Consider the following 16060-nt stretch of genomic DNA (forward strand, 5'->3'; position numbering starts at 1 on the left):
CCGGGGGGCGCGTGGTGAAATGGCGATGCGTGGCTTGGGCACCGGGGATGCCTGCGCAGGCATGAAGCAAGTTGGCGCAAAGCAACTTGCATTGTACAGGCTTTCGGGCATGCCCGCCGAAAGCGGCAACCGTGCGGCGACGGCGACCGGCCGGAACCCCTTTTCGATGTTGCGCGAATACGTCGGCGCCCTGCCCCGGCTTCAACCCGGAATTACTTGACGCGCTGCTTCTCCAGCTTGCGTGCGAGCGTGCGCCGGTGCATGCCGAGGCGGCGCGCGGCTTCGGAAATATTGAATTCGGTTTCCGCCAGCACCGCGTGGATGTGCTCCCACTCCAGCGTCTTGACCGACGTGGCGCGCCCCGTCAGTTCCACCTCGGCGCTGCCCGCCACGTGCGCGAAGGCGGCTTCGATATCGTCGGTATTGGACGGCTTGGCCAGGTACTGGGCCGCGCCAAGTTTCACCGCCTCGACGGCCGTGTTGATGCTGGCATAACCGGTCAGCACCACGATCAGCATGTCCGGGTCGTGCTGGTGCAGCATCTGCACGCAGGCCAGGCCGGACGAGTTGCCCTTCAGCTTCAGGTCCACCACGGCATAGCCGGGCGCGTGATCGGCCAGCAGCGCGGCGGCTTCGTCCACGTTCGCGGCATGCAGCACGTGGTAGCCGCGCCGCTCGAACGAGCGGCCCAGCGTACGGGCAAAGGCTTCGTCGTCTTCGACGATCAGCAGGCAACGTTGTTCTTCGGTCATGGCGATGGAATCAGTGGAATGCACAGGCGGGCTTCAGGATCGGGCTTCAAGTTCGGGCTTCAGGTTCGGGCTTCAGGTTCGAGCTTCAGGTTCGAGCTTCAGGTTCGGGCTTCAAGCTCGGGGGCCGGAATCGGCGAAGCCGGGCGGCATGCCTTCGAGGGCGATGGAGGACAGCGGCAGGCGGATCACCACCTCGGCGCCGCCTGCCTCGCGGTTGCGGGCGCCGACGGTGCCGCCCAGCGTGCGCGCCACGTTCACGACCAGGAACAGGCCGAGGCCGCTGCCGGGCCTGCCCTTGGTGGAATTATACGGTTTGCCGATCTGCGCCAGCACGGCCGGGTCGAAGCCGGGGCCGGCGTCCAGCACGCGCAGGATCAGGTGGCCGTCCTCGCGCGTGGCTTCCAGTTCCACGCGGGCCGGCGACGCCTCGAGCGCATTGTCGAGCACGTTGCAGATCATCTGCTTGAGGGTTTCATCGAACACCACCGGCAAGTCGTCGACGATGCGGTTGAAATAGAAGAAGTGCTGGACCGGCCGGGTGCTGCGCCATTCCTGCGCCAGCTCGTCCAGGAAGGTGGCCAGCGTGGTCTTGGTGGACGACTCGCCGCGCGTTTCGCCGGCCGACAGCAGGATGCCGGACACGATGGCCTTGCAGCGCTTGAGCTGCGCCTGCATCTCGCCGATCTCCTCGAGCAGTTCGGGATTGCGGGCGAATTCGGGCATGCGCTTCCAGTCGCCCAGGATCACCGACAGCGTGGCCAGCGGCGTGCCCAGCTCGTGCGCGGCGCCGCTGGCCAGCAGGCCCATGCGAACGACGTGTTCTTCCTCGGCGGCGCGCTGGCGCAGGTCGGCCAGCTGGGCATCGCCGGCGCGCAGGTTGGCCGTGATGCGGGTGATGAAGAACACCAGCAGCGCCGCGTTGAGCATGAAGCAGATCAGCATGCCCTGCACGTACAGCGACAGCACGCCGCCCGCGTGCTCGACATCGAGCGGCAGCGGCAGGTGGTTGCGCGACAGGCCGGCCAGGCAGGCCGCCGTGATCAGCACGAAGGTCCACGCATACGCCGGCGCGAGCAGCACGGCGGACAGGATCACCTGCAGCAGGTAAAGGAAGGCGAAGGGATTGGTGGCGCCGCCGGCCAGGTACAGCTGCGAGGTGAGGATGGCCACGTCCACCAGCAACGCCATGAACAGCTCGGTATTGCGCACGTAGCGCACTTCGTGCCAGCGCAGGTGGCTGGCCACGTTGAAGGCGATCAGGCAGGCCAGCACCTGCAGCATCGGCACCAGCGGCAGCACGATGCCGTAGAGATACGTGGCGGCGGTGATGGTGGCCACCTGGCCGACCACGGCGATCCAGCGCAGCTGGATCAGCTGCATCATGTTCTTGTGCCCGGCCGCGTATTCCACGCCGGCCGCGGCCACCTGCGCGCGGCGGCCGTCCGGCTTGCGCCGCTCGCCGGTTTCCCGGCGTTCGGCCTGGTCCCGTTCGGCCTGCTTCTGTTCGGCCTGCTCTTGCCCAGCCAGTTTCTTCATCCGTTTCCCTCGTCCGGCGCCGGTCGTAGCGCAGCACGAGATAATAGCCGCCCGCGACCATCGCGGCCAGTCCGAACCAGGTCAGCGCGTAGACCAGGTGGTTGTTCGGAAAGGCGATGACGGTCAGGCCGCCGGTCGGTTTTTCGCTGGCGTCGCGCGGATACTCCTGCCCGCGCGGCGCATCCACGAAGAAAGGCGCGGCCTGCGGCATGCCCCTGGCCTGGGCGATCGGGCCGATGTCGCGGGTGTACCAGCGGTCGTTGGCCGGGTCGTTCTCGCGCAGGATCCGGCCCTTGGGTTCGGGCAGACGGAGCAGCCCTGTCAGCGTGATTACCCCAGAGGCAGAAGCCGGGGTCAGACCCGACGGGTCTGACCCCAGGTTTTGCCCTTTGGGTGAAAGCCCGCGAACCTGCGCGCAGACATCCCCCGAAGCCTTCGGCGGCGGCGGCAGCTTCAGGTCGCCCGACCGCATCGGCACGAAGCCCCGGTTGACGAAGACGATGCCCTCCTCCGTGCACAGCGGCGTCATCAGCCAGAAGCCGATGCCCAGCGCCGTGGTGGTCTGCACGCGCGTGGTGTAGTCGTACAGGAAGGTGCCGCGAATGGCCACGCGCAGGTATTCGTGCGTGTCGGCCGCCACGCGCGGCCACTCGGCGGCACGCGGCGCGGGAACCGGCTCGGCATGCACGCGCGCATCGACGCGGGCGATCAGGTCCTGCTTCCACAGCAGGCGCTTGACCTGCCAGCTGCCGAGAGAAACAAAGGCGCAAAGAAAAACGCCGCGGCGGCGGCGAGGGCGATGCGGGTTCCCCTGGAGGGACCCGCGGCCCGCGCTGCGCGCTGCGGCGTCGACGCTGCGCCACGTGGTGGCGCGTCGGTCATGGCATGTCGTGCGCCTGCTGCGGCGTCATCACATGCGGCATGTTCGGCATCATGTTCTTGTTCATGTGGTACATGACCCACAGCGAACCGGCCAGCGTGATGACGACGATGATGATCGTGAAGATCAGGGCCAGCATGTTCCAGCCGCCTTCCGACTTCGCGTTCATGTGCAGGAAGTACACCATGTGCACCACCATCTGCACGGCGGCGAAGCCGAGGATGACGAAGCCGGTCGTGGCCGGATCGCTGATCACGTTGTTCATCACCAGCCAGAACGGGATCGCCGTCAGGATCACGGACAGCACGAAGCCGATCACGTAATCCTTCATCGAGCCGTGCACGGCGGAGCCGTCGTGGTGGTCGTCGTGATGATCGTGGCCGTGATCGTCGTGGCCATGACCGTGGTGTTGATTGTGGTCGCTCATGGCAGCACTCCCATCAGGTAGACAAAGGTAAACACGCCGATCCAGATCACGTCCAGGAAGTGCCAGAACAGCGACAGGCAATTCAGGCGGCGCAGGTTTTCCGGGATCAGGCCGTGCTTGTTGATCTGGAACATCAGCGTGACCAGCCAGATTGCGCCGAACGTCACGTGCAGGCCGTGGGTACCAACCAGCGCGAAGAACGCCGTCAGGAAGCCGCTGCGCTGCGGGCCCGCGCCCAGGTGGATCAGGTGGTGGAATTCATAGATTTCCACCGCCAGGAACAGCAGGCCGAAGATGCCCGTGATGCCCAGCCACAGCAGGGTGCCGGCCTTGTTCTTCACCTTGGCCTGCAGCATCGCGAAGCCGTACGTGATCGACGAGAACAGCAGGAAGGCCGTGTTCAGGGCGATCAGCTTCAGGTCGAACAGTTCGGCGCCGCCCGGGCCGCCGGCGAAGTTGCGACCCAATACCGCATAGGTCGCGAACAGGCAGGCGAAGATCAGGCAGTCGCTCATCAAATAGATCCAGAAACCCAGCATGGTGCCGTTTTCCGGATGGTGCTCGCGCACCAGGTAGCGCGAGCTCGGGTCGGCGCTAGCCGCGCCGGCGGAGGTTACGTAGGTATCAGACATGGCTTCCCAGCAAAGCGGTATGGCGTTCTTCGGTACGGGTGACTTCTTCCGCCGAAATGTAGTAGTCGCGCTTGTAGTTGAACGTGTGGACGATGATCGCCACCATCATGGCGACGAAGGCGGCGCCGACCAGCAGCCAGATGTGCCAGATGATGCCGAAACCGACCGCCGCCGACAGCGCCGCGATGATGAAGCCCGCACCGGTGTTGGCCGGCATGTGGATCTTCACGAAGTCCTTCAGCGGACGCTGGTAGCCGTTCTTCTTCATGTCGGCCCAGCTGTCGTTGTCATGCACGACCGGGGTGAACGCGAAGTTGTAGTCCGGCGGCGGCGACGAGGTCGACCACTCCAGCGTACGGCCGCCCCACGGGTCGCCCGTCACGTCGCGCAGCTGCTTGCGGCGCAGGAACGACACGAAGAACTGCATCAGCATCGCGCCGATACCGCCGGCGATCATCAGCACGCCGATGAAGGCTGCCACGAAGTACGGCTGCATGGCCGGATCTTCCAGCATGTTCAGGCGGCGCGTCACGCCCATGAAGCCCAGCGCGTACACCGGCATCCAGGCGACGTAGAAGCCGACCACCCACAGCCAGAACGAGACCTTGCCCCAGAACACGTCGAGCTTGTAGCCGAACGCTTTCGGGAACCAGTAGTTGATGCCCGCGAACAGGCCGAACAGCACGCCGCCGATGATCACGTTGTGGAAGTGGGCGATCAGGAACAGCGAGTTGTGCAGCACGAAGTCGGCCGGCGGGATCGCCAGCATCACGCCGGTCATGCCGCCGATCGTGAAGGTGACCATGAAGGCCACGGTCCACATCATCGGCAGTTCGAAGCGGATGCGGCCGCGGTACATCGTGAACAGCCAGTTGAACAGCTTCGCGCCGGTCGGGATCGAGATGATCATCGTGGTGATGCCGAAGAAGGCGTTCACCGACGCGCCGGAACCCATCGTGAAGAAGTGGTGCAGCCACACGAGGTAGGACAGGATCATGATCACGCAGGTCGCGTACACCATCGAGGTGTAGCCGAACAGGCGCTTCGAGCAGAACGTGGAGACCACTTCCGAGAAGATGCCGAAGCACGGCAGGATCAGGATGTACACCTCCGGGTGGCCCCAGATCCAGATCAGGTTCACGTACATCATGGCGTTGCCGCCCATCTCGTTCGTGAAGAAGTGCGTGCCCAGCAGGCGGTCCATGCCCAGCATCGCCAGCACGGCGGTCAGCACCGGGAAGGCGGCCACGATCAGGATGTTGGTGCACAGCGCGGTCCAGGTGAACACCGGCATCTTCATCAGGTCCATGCCGGGTGCGCGCATCTTGACGATGGTGACGATCAGGTTCACTCCGGACAGCAGCGTGCCGACCCCGGCGATCTGCAGGGACCAGATGTAGTAGTCGACCCCCACGTCGGGCGAGGCGAGGATGCCGGACAGCGGCGGATAGGCCAGCCAGCCGGTACGGGCGAATTCACCCACGAACAGGGAAGCCATCACCAGCGCGGCGCCCATCGCGGTCATCCAGAACGAGAAGTTGTTCAGGAACGGGAAGGCCACGTCGCGCGCGCCGATCTGCAGCGGCACCACGTAGTTCATCAGGCCCGTCACCAGCGGCATCGCCACGAAGAAGATCATGATCACGCCGTGGGCGGTGAAGACCTGGTCGTAGTGGTGCGGCGGCAGGAAGCCGGCATTGTCGCCGAAGGCGATGGCCTGCTGGGCGCGCATCATCAGCGCGTCGGCGAAGCCGCGCAGCAGCATGACCAGGCCCAGGATCATGTACATGATCCCGATCTTCTTGTGGTCGATGCTGGTGAACCAGTTACGCCACAGGTTGCCCCAGACGCGGTAGTACGTCATCGCGCCCAGCAGTGCTCCGCCACCCAGGACGACGGCAGCGAAGGTGACCAGCAGGATCGGCTCGTGGAACGGGATCGCTTCCCAGCTCAGCCTGCCGAAAATCGGATCGTTTTCAGTTGGATACGCTTGCATTGTTGCTCTTCATGGATAGTTGGGTCTTGTCCGCGGGCGTCGTGCAGATTTCCGCGTCGGCTTGCGCCAGCTTGGCAACCTCGCTGGCACCCCGCCGGCGCGCTTCCTGGTGGGCCTTGTGCCTGGCGTTGCGGTTCGCATCGTCATGCATCTGCTGTGCCATGCAGGGCGTGCCCGGCTCGACGCACAGGTTCAGGATCGCGTCGTACAGCGTCTTGTCGACGGTGGCCCAGCGGCGCACGGGATCCTTCTCGCTCGGCTTGGCCAGCTGCATGTAGTCGGCGCGTTCCAGCGAACCGCCTTCGGCCTTCACCTTCGCCACGTAGGCGTCGAAGTCGGCGTGGTTCATCGCGTGGTACTTGAAGCGCATGTGCGTGAAGCCGGCGCCGCTGTAGTTCGACGAGAAACCGTCGTACGTGCCGGGCTTGTTCATCACCGCGTTCAGCTGCGTTTCCATGGCCGGCATCGTGTAGATCATGCCTGCCATCGCCGGGATGTAGAACGCGTTCATGACGCTCGAGGCGGTCATGCGGAACTTGACGGGACGGTCGATCGGCGTTGCCAGTTCATTCACGGTGGCGATGCCCTGCTCCGGGTAGATGAACAGCCACTTCCAGTCCAGCGCCACCACCTGCACTTCGAGGGGACGCACGTCGGCCGGCAGCGGACGATTCTCGTCGAGGCGCTGCAGCGGGCGGTACGGGTCCAGCAGGTGGGTGCTGATCCAGGTGATCAGGCCCAGTACGATGATCAGCAGCAGGGGCACGCCCCAGATCACGAGCTCCAGCTTGGTGGAGTGATCCCAGTCCGGATCGTACTTCGCGGACGTGTTGCTTTGACGATAACGCCAGGCGAACCAGAGCGTCAATGCAATGACAGGAACGACGATCAGGCACATCAGGAGGAACGATACGATCACCAGATGAGCCTGCTGCGCCGCGATATCACCGGACGGATTCAACACCACCGTATTGCAGCCGGTGAGCCACAAGAGGGGGAGAAGACCCAGTCCACTGCGAACAATGGATGATTTCATTAAGTTATGTGCGCTACAGAGGATTGAGAACATGCTACTGTACCGTTACAGGCATGCGGATTGGAATTGGACACTTTGTCTCACCTCCGGGCGGAAGACGTGCATAACGCTCCGGCACGAGTCGTAAAGCGCCAGTTGCAGGCTCGAGTTGCAAGCACGAGTTCCAGGCACGTTCTGTACATTGCTTTTTCGGGCGCCGGAAATCCGGCGAAGTTATCATCGGTGCTTTCATGGATGCTTTATCGACTAGTCATCATTGCCCGGCCGGCATTGCTCGTTTTGCTTGTCGTGCCTGTTTTGCCTGTACTGCTGCTCAAGGTTCATCACAGGTATCACATGCATTCCCTGCATTGCTTCAATCGCCACTTGCGGTGATCATTGGTTGTCCGTGGAATCGCGCTTGACACTTCGCTCGACATTTCACCTGAAACTTCACATATGTAATACGGCGCACAGTCGAGGCAGGCACAGTCGAGGTAAGGTTTCATCGTGTGTGATTCAGTTCGCATAGAACTTGTGTACAAACCATGAGAGACGAATATGGCAACGACTACCTATGACGGAAGCAACATCCCGGCGGATTATCAGCCAAGTCCCACCAGCAGCGGCGCACGCAACATTAATGCTCGCGATGGCGAAATACATCCCGGCGAAATCGCCGTGGGCGTGGTGATTGGCCGGGCATCCGAATATTTCGATTTTTTCGTCTATGCGATCGCCTCGGTGCTCGTATTCCCTTCGCTGTTCTTCCCGTTCGACGACCGGCTGACCGCCACCCTGTATTCCTTCGTCATCTTCTCGTTCGCCTTCATCGCGCGGCCGTTCGGCACCGTGTTCTTCATGTGGATCCAGCGCCGCTTCTCGCGTGAAGGCAAGCTCACGGGCGCCCTCTTCCTGCTCGGCATTTCCACCGTCGGCATCGCCTTCCTGCCCTCGTTCGCCGATGCCGGCACCACGGCGATCGTGCTGCTGGCCCTGTTCCGTATCGGCCAGGGCCTGGCCCAGGGCGGTTCGTGGGACGGCCTGCCGTCGCTGCTGGCACTGAACGCGCCGCAGAACAAGCGCGGCTGGTATGCGATGCTGGGCCAGCTGGGCGCACCGGCCGGCTTCATGGTCGCCGCCGGTATCTTCGCCTACATGATCGCCAGCGTGTCGACGCTGGACTTCCTCGACTGGGGCTGGCGCTTCCCGTTCTTCGTGGCCTTCGCGATCAACGTCGTCGCGCTGTTCGCCCGCCTGCGCCTGGTGTCCACGCCCGAGTACTCCCGCCTGCTCGACGAGCGCGAGCTGGAACCGGTAAGCCTGTCCGAGCTGTCGCACACCCAGGGCCGCAACGTGATCATCGGCGCCCTGGCCGCACTGGCCAGCTATGCGCTGTTCCACCTGGTGACGGTCTTCCCGCTGTCGTGGGTGCAGCTGTATTCGACCCGCGCGCTGGACAGCTTCCTGTGGCTGCAGTTCTGGGGCGCCGGCGTGGCCCTGCTGGGCACCATCGCCTCCGGCGTGATCGCCGACCGCTTCGGCCGCCGCACCACGCTGGGCACGCTGGCCGCGCTGATCGCCGTGTTCTCCGGCTTCGTGCCCGCGCTGATGCAGGGTGGCGAGTCGCGCCAGAACATCTTCATCATCGTCGGCTTCGCCCTGCTGGGCCTGTCGTACGGCCATGGCCGCCGGCGCCGTGACCGCCAACTTCGCACCGCGCTACCGCTATACCGGTGCCGCCCTGACGTCGGACCTCGCCTGGCTGGTCGGCGCCGCATTCGCACCGCTGGTCGCGCTGGGCCTGTCGGCGCACTACGGCCTCGGCTATGTCAGCCTGTACCTGCTGTCCGGCGCCGTCGCGTCGCTGGCCGCGCTGTCGGTGAACCGGGCGCTGGAAATCAGGGATTGACACTAGCTTTGCCGCACAGAAAACCGGGGACTTGTTCCCCGGTTTTTTTTTGGCGCGGTTTTTCTTGTCGACCACATGAAAACCGGAGCGGACAGGGCAAGATGAACAATCATTGTCAATTTGCTACTATTATTTTGCAAGCGACGGCAGTTTATCAGGGTCAGCCTTCCCCCGGCCCATCAACCCACTACGCGAGGATCAATGAAACTACAAACCTGCAAGGCCGCCCTGCTCGGTGCTGGCTTGGCGCTGTGCATGGCCGGTGCGCACGCCGCCAATGGCGTCTCGTTCCAGGCCGGCATCGAGCGCGTATCGTTCGGTGTCATCGACCTGACGCCGCAAGACGGCGTCGCGGCTTCCTATTCGTCCAGCCTGCTGGCCAGCAGCTATCGCGGGCGGATCGATACGCGATACACCGACCGCAAATTCGAGGATTCCACATCCGGCCAGTGCCCCGTCACCCACGCGCTGGATGTCGGCCCGTTGCACGCTGCCGCGACGGCAGGCGGAGGTATCGGCGAAATCAGCATCGAAGGATTCGCCGCACCGCTGGACGGCTACTCGGGCGTCGCGGAAGCCACTGCATGGCAGCGCTACGCGGTCACGCTGGGCGCCGGCAGCGCCCTCACGGTGACGGGCTACGCCTACCTCGACCTTGCCTACTCGGGCAATGGCGTGACCACCAAGAACACGAATGGCTCGGCCTCGGTCTATGTGGGTGACGAATGGCAGGACATGTCGACGTTGACGATCCTGTCCGGCACCGCGCCCGGCTACAGCGAAGCCGAGAATCTGTGGCTTTCCCTGGCCAATTCCGGCACCGACGACATGACCGTCTGGGTCGAGTTCAGGGTCAGCGCACAATCGCAGGTCAGTGCGCTGCCGGTCCCCGAGCCGGCCACGTACGCCATGCTGGGCCTCGGCCTGCTCGCCATCGGTGCCGTGGCGCGCCGCGGCGCAACGCGCGCCTGACCCATCGAAAGGATCGACATGAAACAACAACACTGGCTTTCGATGCTGCTCCTTCCGGCGGCCGCCGCATGTTTCCACACCGGCGCTCTCGCCGCGAGCGGCTTTACGCAGACCCTGGAATTCAGGAACCTGCAGTTCGGCGTCATCGACCTGGCCCCGCAAGACGGCGTCGCCGCCGGCTTCACCCTCGACAGTGCCACCACCCTGCACGGCCTCTCGCTCTCCAGTTCCGCGATCCCATCCGGATCGCAGAGCGTCAGGGAAGTGGTCCAGGGTACCGGGCCGTCGGCATTCGACACATCCTTCCTGTCCGGGCAAGTCACGACCGCCAACACCGGCATTCCGGGCAGCCTGGCGCTGACCACGGCGGTAGGCCGGGAAACCGGGGGCGAATTCTCCGCCAGCGCGCTGGTCGACCAGACCTACACGCTGACGCTGGCCGCCGGCTCGGCCCTGACGCTCAGTGGCGAACTGTTCCGCAGTGGACTGCTGGGCAACCCGGCCGATACCGGTTTCTACACGAGCTGGAGCACCAATATATCGCTGACATCCGGAAACACCGTGAATCGCTACTTCATGGGAAAGGATAACGCCGCGCTGAACGACTCGGAAAGCGAAGCCTTCTGGTACGCCATCTCGAACACGACGGATGTGGCCAGATCGGTTTCGCTGAGGATCTTTGCCGTGAACGAAACAACCGGTTATGCATGGGCGCCGTCCGCCGTCCCCGAGCCTGCCACCTGGGGAATGTTGCTTTCCGGCCTGGGGCTCGTCGCGTTTGCCGCGCGCCGACGCGCGTAGCAGCTCCCAAGAAAAAAATGCCGGGAAGGTTATTCCCGGTATTCAGGCAGCCATTCGCAAACCACCGGCTCGGCCATCCCGCACACAATGCGCCGAGCCGATCTTCAATGCCGATCAGAAACTGGCGGCGATGTTTTATCTTTGCGTTATTTGCGCTGGCGTGCCCGACCGACACAGGCAAGCAACAGCATGCCGGCACCCAGCATCGCGTACGTGGCCGGTTCCGGCACCGGCGAGATCTGCGTCACGGTCTTCACCGTATAGTCCGTGAATGTCCGCGTGTAGTACTCGCCCGGCATCTGATAACCGAAATCCACTTGCTCGATGCCGTACGACGTATCGTAGCTGGTACTTTCGCCGACCCACCAAGCCTCGCTGCCAGGGGCCGCGGAGTACCACACATTGCTTGCCTTCAGTTCCAGTCCGCTTGCCTCGCTGTATGAGAAGGACGCGAGATTGCACTCGTCGGTTGGGGTGCTTGGGGGACACGCCGCATAATTGTAGTCGTCATGCTCGAACGTCAGCGACGTCAATTCATTCAGCGCGAGGATGCCGTCCGAATTGCCGTCGGCGCCCGCGAACCGGCCCGTGAACGTCAGTTCGGGGTCGTCCCAGCCCGACCCGCCGCCGGGAAACACGTAAAACCCCTTCCACGTGAATTCCCATTCGGTGACAGCGGGCGCGGCAGCTTGCGCCAGGCTTCCGATTGCGGCGAGCACGGCGCCGCAAACCATTTTCTTGATCATTGATTCTTCCTTGTCGATTGGATTCACTGCCCCGTATCGAGGCCATGGACAGTATATTTTTATTATTAATTTTCTGATAATCACTGCGAAGAAATGGTGTTAATCGGGCGCAACACTAGCGAACTGCAAGCCGCGCATCCGCTGGCCACCCTCACGCGTGCAGCAGTCCGGCAGCTGGCCAGCTGCACAGGAGGCAGATTCGCAGCAGGAGCCGATGGAGTCCGTCTCCACCGGCAGTTCAATAAAAAAGCCGGAAACCTGTGTTTCCGGCTTTTTCGCCGTCATGCCTGAGCGCCGTCGTGTCGGCGCCCTGTCACGATTTTTTTTGTCCGATCACTTCTGCAGCCGGGCACGGCGAGTGCCGGCCAGCAGCAGCAAGCCGGCGCCCAGCATCGCGTACGTGGCCGGTTCAGGCACCGGCGAGATCTGCGTGACGGTCTTCACGGTGTAATCGGTGAAGGCCATCGAGTACTCTTCGCCCGGCCACTGGTAACCATAGCTCCGCTCGTAGACGCCGAACTGGGTATCGTAGGTCGTACTGTGGGCGGTCCACCATTCGTCTTCGCCGGGCACGCCCAAGTAACTGGTGTGTCCAGCCGAGAACTCCAGGCCGCCGGCCGCGCTGTACGAGAACGACCACAGGCCGCAGGTGAACGTCGGCGACTCCGCCGGGCACGCTGCGTAGTCGTGGACGCCACGATTCAGCGTCAGCGACGTGACTTCGGACTTCACCAGGATGCCATCCCCGTCCGCATCGATGCCGGCGAACTTTCCGGTGACGGTCAGTTCCGGATCGTCATAGCTTCCTTCCCACTCCTGGAACACACTGAAGCCCTTCCACGTGAATTCCCACTCGGTGGGCGCGACATCGGCCGCCTGCGCCAGCGTCCCAAGTGCGGCGAGCACGACGCCGCAAACAAGTTTCTTGATCATCTGTTCTTCCTTATGGATTGAGTTCATTGCCTCGCTCGAGGCCATGGCCAGTATATTTTTGTTATTGGTTTATGGTTAATGAAACGGAAGAATAGCGTTAATCGGGCGCAACACTAGCGAACTGCAAGGATCAGGCGCAGACATGAGCGAGCATGCGAAGAGTGCGAGTAGTGCGAGTGGTGCGCGTGGATGCGCGACTCACCCCTCGGCGTGCAGCAACTCGCCGGCCTGCTCCACCGGCACCGGCCGGCTGCACAGGAAGCCCTGGATCTCGTCGCAGCCTTGCTGGGTCAGGTACCCCAGCTGGTCGCGCGTCTCCACGCCCTCGGCGATGATGCGGCAGCCCAGGCTGTGCCCCAGCGTGATCATCGAGCGCACGATGGCGGCGCCGGGCGCGTCGTGCAGCATGTCGCGCACGAAGCTGCGGTCGATCTTCAGGTAATCGAGCGGGAAGCGGCGCAGGTACGACAGGCTCGAATAGCCGGTGCCGAAATCGTCGATGGACAGCCGCACGCCGCTATCCTTGAGCAGGCGCATGGCGGTGATGACGGCTTCGATATTCTGCATCATCAGCGATTCCGTCAGCTCCAGTTCCAGGTACTCCGGCGCCAGCCCGCTGCTCGCCAGCGCATCGCGCACTTCCTGCACGAAGCCGGCCTGCCGGAACTGGCGGGCCGAGACGTTGACGGCGACGGGAACCCGCGGCAGGCCGGCATCCTGCCAGGCCTTCGCCTGCCGGCACGCCTCGTACAGCACCCACTCGCCGATCTCCACGATGCGCCCGGTTTCCTCGGCCACGCCGATGAAGCGGTCCGGCTGCACCAGGCCCAGTTCCGGCTGGCGCCAGCGCAGCAGCGCTTCCAGGCCGGCCACGCGGCCGGTGCCGCAATCGATGCGCGGCTGGAAGTACAGCACGAACTCATGCCGCGTCAGCGCATTGCGCAAGTGCCCTTCGATCAGCGTGCGTTCGGTGACGCGGGCATTCATTTCGCTGGTGTAGAACTGCAGCTGGTTGCGGCCGCCATCCTTGGCGCGGTACAGCGCGATGTCGGCATGCTTGAACAATGACGGCGCGGTATCGCCGTCCCGGGGGTACACGGAGACGCCCATGCTGCACGTCAGCGCCAGGTCGTGCGCGCCCAGGCGCATCGGCGCGCTGACCGCGTCGAGCACGGCCTGCACGGTGCGCGGCGACAGCGTGCCGTCGCTCTGCCCCGGCTGGTCCGGCAGCAGCAGGATGAACTCGTCGCCGCCCAGCCGCGCCACCGTATCGGAATCACGCAGCGCCTGGCGCAGGCGCCCCGCCACCGTCTGCAACAGGCTGTCGCCGACGGCGTGGCCCAGCGTGTCGTTGATCAGCTTGAAGTTGTCCAGGTCCAGCACCACCACCCACAGCTGGTGGTTGTAGCGCGCCGCGTAGGCGATCGCCTGTTCCAGGCGGTCGTGGAACAGGGTGCGGTTCGGCAGCCCGGTCAGCGCATCGTGGGTGGACTGGTGCTCCAGCTCGTGCTGGTAAGTCTTGGACGCCGTGATGTCGTTGATGACGCCGACCCAGTGGGTGGTGGCGCCATGCATGTCGAGCACCGGCGCCACGTGCAGCTGGTTCCAGAACAGCGTGCCGTCCTTGCGGTAATTGCGCAGTTCGACCGTCACCTCGCGCCCCGCGCGCAGCGCCTCGCGCAGCGCCAGCATGCCTTCCTGCTCGCGGTCGTCGCCCTGCAGGAAGCGGCAATCCCGGCCGATCACCTCGGCGATGTCGTAGCCGGAAATGCGCGCGAACGCGGGGTTGGCGTAATCGATCACGTCATCGCTGCCGGCGCGGCGCGTGATCAGGATCGCGTTCACGCTGGCATCGATGGCGCGGCTTTGCAGGCGCAGCTTGGCGCCCGCCTCGCGGCTGGCCGTGATGTCCTCGATGGTGCCGAGCAGGCCGGCGATCTCGCCATGCCGGCCATGCAGCGGCAGCTTGTTGACCAGCTGCCAGCGCTGGCGGCCGTCGGCGGCCGTCAGCGTCTGCTCGCGGCCGCGCACCGGCCGGCCCGTCTCGATCACGGCGCGGTCTTCCGCTTCCTGGGCCGCGCCATGCCGGTCGGGCAAGTCGTGGTCGCGCTTGCCCACCACGCTGGCCGGGTCGTCCAGGCCCGGCCCGCGCGCGCACAGCCGGTTGCAGCCCACGTAGCGCAGGTCGAGGTCTTTCCAGAACACCTGCAGGGGCATGGTCTCGATCAGGCGCCGGTACAGCTGTTCGGACTTGTACAGCGCCCGCTCGGTGGCCACCTGCTGCGTCACGTCGAGCGCGAACACGAGGCGCGCGCGGCGCCCCTCGTAGATCAGCGCATGCGACGAGATGCGCACCAGGATCGGCCGGCCGTCGCGCTTCAGGTGCGTCCACACCCCCGACGACTGGGGCAGCGAATGCGGCGCGGCGGCCAGGTCGGCCGCCAGCCGCGCCTGCTCCGAAGGCGGCCGGATGTCGCGGATCGTCATGTGCAGGAAGTCCGTTTCGCCATAGCCGTAGTGACGGCAGGCCGCGGCGTTGACGCGCAGGAAGCGCAGCGTCACCAGGTCGTAGATCCACATCGGCTGCGGATGGTCCTGGAACAGGTCGTCGAAGCGCGTCAGCGGGCGCCTGGCGCGCCAGCCCCGCCCCTGCATCGGAAGCGTGCTGCGCGTTGAGGCACGGTGCTGGAATCTCATCATCGGCTCCCATGGGGTATTGCTCGAACTATAACCTGTAGCGTTCGCTTTGTGCGCAGTCCGCCGACATTCGGCTGAGGGCTATTCCTACGCTAGCCGCCGGCATCCTCGCCTAAGATGAGGTGTTGCCGGAACTTCAAGGAGAAGAAGATGTTTTCACTGAACAAGCTTAGCCCGACGATTACCGACATGATCCGCTTCGACCACTCGCACACCCTGGTGACCTTCCACCAGTACACGACGACGCAGAAGCCGAAAGTGAAGAAGGCGCTGGCAGAGACGATCTGCACCGCCCTGGAAATCCACGCCACGCTGGAAGAAGAGATCTTCTACCCGGTGATGCGCCAACTGGAAGGAACCGATCCCACCATGCTGAAGGCCGAGCCGGAACACAACGAGATGCGCCGCCTGATCACGCAGTTGCGCGCGACCCGGCCGACCGATGCCAAGCATGATGAACTGGTGCACGAACTGATGCGCGACGTGATGCACCACGTGGCCGACGAGGAAACCGTGCTGCTGCCGGATGCCGAGCGCAAGCTGAGCCGCGAGCGCCTCAGCGAGCTGGGCGCCGAAATGACCCGCCGCCGCATGCAGCTGGTGGCGCCGCAGGCCGGCAAGCTGGCCAAGGACCATGCCATCGGCTTCTCGGGCAGCACCGCCGCCGTGGTGCTGGGCGTGGCCGGCGCGGCCTTCGCCGCCTTGAAACTATTGCCCCGCAAGCCGACGCACGCCTGACCGGCGTTCGCCCGATCTGACCC

The 16060-nt window shown here is 64.3% G+C and carries 13 protein-coding genes and 2 pseudogenes; 4 read left to right on the forward strand and 11 right to left on the reverse strand.

Annotated elements, in window-relative coordinates; genetic code table 11:
• Positions 1-212 precede the first annotated feature (212 nt).
• The 7 genes and pseudogenes from OU994_RS18715 to cyoA form a co-directional block, all read right to left on the reverse strand.
• The gene (locus OU994_RS18715) at positions 213-752 is read right to left on the reverse strand and encodes a response regulator transcription factor (protein ID WP_131149057.1); all 540 of its coding nucleotides are present in this window, start codon (positions 750-752) and stop codon (positions 213-215) included.
• Between the two features lie 111 nt (positions 753-863).
• A complete protein-coding gene (locus OU994_RS18720; RefSeq protein WP_281607124.1) occupies positions 864-2288 on the reverse strand; it encodes an ATP-binding protein in 1425 nt (474 codons plus the stop codon).
• A gap of 121 nt (positions 2289-2409) precedes the next feature.
• Positions 2410-3018, reverse strand: a pseudogene (locus OU994_RS18725) (SURF1 family protein); the annotation flags it as partial.
• 148 nt (positions 3019-3166) lie between these two features.
• Positions 3167-3595 (reverse strand): cytochrome o ubiquinol oxidase subunit IV, encoded by a 429-nt coding sequence (gene cyoD, locus OU994_RS18730; protein ID WP_281607125.1) that lies wholly within the window; start codon positions 3593-3595, stop codon positions 3167-3169.
• Positions 3592-4227: a cytochrome o ubiquinol oxidase subunit III gene (cyoC, locus tag OU994_RS18735; RefSeq protein WP_281607126.1), complete on the reverse strand. Its 636-nt coding sequence runs from the start codon at positions 4225-4227 to the stop codon at positions 3592-3594. Before cyoC ends, cyoD begins: the two co-directional genes overlap by 4 nt.
• A complete protein-coding gene (gene cyoB, locus OU994_RS18740) occupies positions 4220-6223 on the reverse strand; it encodes a cytochrome o ubiquinol oxidase subunit I (protein WP_281607127.1) in 2004 nt (667 codons plus the stop codon). Before cyoB ends, cyoC begins: the two co-directional genes overlap by 8 nt.
• Complete coding sequence (gene cyoA / locus OU994_RS18745; RefSeq protein ID WP_281607128.1) at positions 6204-7259, reverse strand: ubiquinol oxidase subunit II; 1056 nt, start codon at positions 7257-7259, stop codon at positions 6204-6206. Before cyoA ends, cyoB begins: the two co-directional genes overlap by 20 nt.
• A gap of 540 nt (positions 7260-7799) precedes the next feature.
• On the opposite strand from cyoA, the pseudogene OU994_RS18750 reads away from it, so the two are divergent.
• The 3 genes and pseudogenes from OU994_RS18750 (at position 7800) to OU994_RS18760 (ending at position 10923) form a co-directional block, all read left to right on the forward strand.
• Positions 7800-9150 (forward strand): annotated as a pseudogene (locus tag OU994_RS18750) (MFS transporter).
• Positions 9151-9351: 201 nt separating this feature from the next.
• Entirely contained in the window at positions 9352-10122 is a 771-nt protein-coding gene (locus tag OU994_RS18755) for a PEP-CTERM sorting domain-containing protein (protein WP_281607129.1), read from the forward strand.
• An 18-nt stretch (positions 10123-10140) separates the two neighbouring features.
• Positions 10141-10923, forward strand: coding sequence for a PEPxxWA-CTERM sorting domain-containing protein (locus OU994_RS18760; protein ID WP_281607130.1), 783 nt, complete (start codon positions 10141-10143; stop codon positions 10921-10923).
• 146 nt (positions 10924-11069) lie between these two features.
• On the opposite strand, the gene OU994_RS18765 is transcribed toward OU994_RS18760, so the two are convergent.
• The 4 genes from OU994_RS18765 to OU994_RS18780 all read right to left on the reverse strand — a co-directional run bounded on the left by OU994_RS18765 (position 11070) and on the right by OU994_RS18780 (position 15302).
• Positions 11070-11669, reverse strand: a complete 600-nt coding sequence (locus OU994_RS18765) for a PEP-CTERM sorting domain-containing protein (protein WP_281607131.1) — start codon at positions 11667-11669, stop codon at positions 11070-11072.
• A 99-nt stretch (positions 11670-11768) separates the two neighbouring features.
• On the reverse strand, positions 11769-11954 hold the full coding sequence (locus tag OU994_RS18770) for a hypothetical protein (RefSeq protein WP_281607132.1): 186 nt from the start codon (positions 11952-11954) through the stop codon (positions 11769-11771).
• A gap of 48 nt (positions 11955-12002) precedes the next feature.
• Positions 12003-12602 carry a PEP-CTERM sorting domain-containing protein gene (locus OU994_RS18775; protein WP_281607133.1) on the reverse strand — a complete coding sequence of 200 codons (600 nt, stop codon included), beginning with the start codon at positions 12600-12602 and terminating at the stop codon, positions 12003-12005.
• Between the two features lie 198 nt (positions 12603-12800).
• On the reverse strand, positions 12801-15302 hold the full coding sequence (locus OU994_RS18780) for an EAL domain-containing protein (RefSeq protein WP_281607134.1): 2502 nt from the start codon (positions 15300-15302) through the stop codon (positions 12801-12803).
• Between the two features lie 147 nt (positions 15303-15449).
• Here OU994_RS18780 and OU994_RS18785 point away from each other — a divergent pair, with 147 nt between their 5' ends.
• Complete coding sequence (locus tag OU994_RS18785; RefSeq protein ID WP_281607135.1) at positions 15450-16037, forward strand: hemerythrin domain-containing protein; 588 nt, start codon at positions 15450-15452, stop codon at positions 16035-16037.
• Positions 16038-16060 lie beyond the last annotated feature (23 nt).

This window comes from Pseudoduganella sp. SL102 (genome assembly GCF_027856995.1).
Classification (GTDB): domain Bacteria; phylum Pseudomonadota; class Gammaproteobacteria; order Burkholderiales; family Burkholderiaceae_D; genus Rugamonas; species Rugamonas albidiflava.

What these genes read in the sequence shown, in the direction of transcription:
- cyoA (WP_281607128.1), bottom strand. Translation starts at nt 7,259, where the DNA reads ATGAAATCATCCATTGTTCGCAGTGGACTGGGTCTTCTCCCCCTCTTG.
- OU994_RS18775 (WP_281607133.1), bottom strand. Translation starts at nt 12,602, where the DNA reads ATGATCAAGAAACTTGTTTGCGGCGTCGTGCTCGCCGCACTTGGGACG.
- cyoC (WP_281607126.1), bottom strand. Translation starts at nt 4,227, where the DNA reads ATGTCTGATACCTACGTAACCTCCGCCGGCGCGGCTAGCGCCGACCCG.
- OU994_RS18755 (WP_281607129.1), top strand. Translation starts at nt 9,352, where the DNA reads ATGAAACTACAAACCTGCAAGGCCGCCCTGCTCGGTGCTGGCTTGGCG.
- cyoD (WP_281607125.1), bottom strand. Translation starts at nt 3,595, where the DNA reads ATGAGCGACCACAATCAACACCACGGTCATGGCCACGACGATCACGGC.
- cyoB (WP_281607127.1), bottom strand. Translation starts at nt 6,223, where the DNA reads ATGCAAGCGTATCCAACTGAAAACGATCCGATTTTCGGCAGGCTGAGC.
- OU994_RS18715 (WP_131149057.1), bottom strand. Translation starts at nt 752, where the DNA reads ATGACCGAAGAACAACGTTGCCTGCTGATCGTCGAAGACGACGAAGCC.
- OU994_RS18780 (WP_281607134.1), bottom strand. Translation starts at nt 15,302, where the DNA reads ATGATGAGATTCCAGCACCGTGCCTCAACGCGCAGCACGCTTCCGATG.
- OU994_RS18760 (WP_281607130.1), top strand. Translation starts at nt 10,141, where the DNA reads ATGAAACAACAACACTGGCTTTCGATGCTGCTCCTTCCGGCGGCCGCC.
- OU994_RS18785 (WP_281607135.1), top strand. Translation starts at nt 15,450, where the DNA reads ATGTTTTCACTGAACAAGCTTAGCCCGACGATTACCGACATGATCCGC.
- OU994_RS18720 (WP_281607124.1), bottom strand. Translation starts at nt 2,288, where the DNA reads ATGAAGAAACTGGCTGGGCAAGAGCAGGCCGAACAGAAGCAGGCCGAA.
- OU994_RS18765 (WP_281607131.1), bottom strand. Translation starts at nt 11,669, where the DNA reads ATGATCAAGAAAATGGTTTGCGGCGCCGTGCTCGCCGCAATCGGAAGC.
- OU994_RS18770 (WP_281607132.1), bottom strand. Translation starts at nt 11,954, where the DNA reads ATGACGGCGAAAAAGCCGGAAACACAGGTTTCCGGCTTTTTTATTGAA.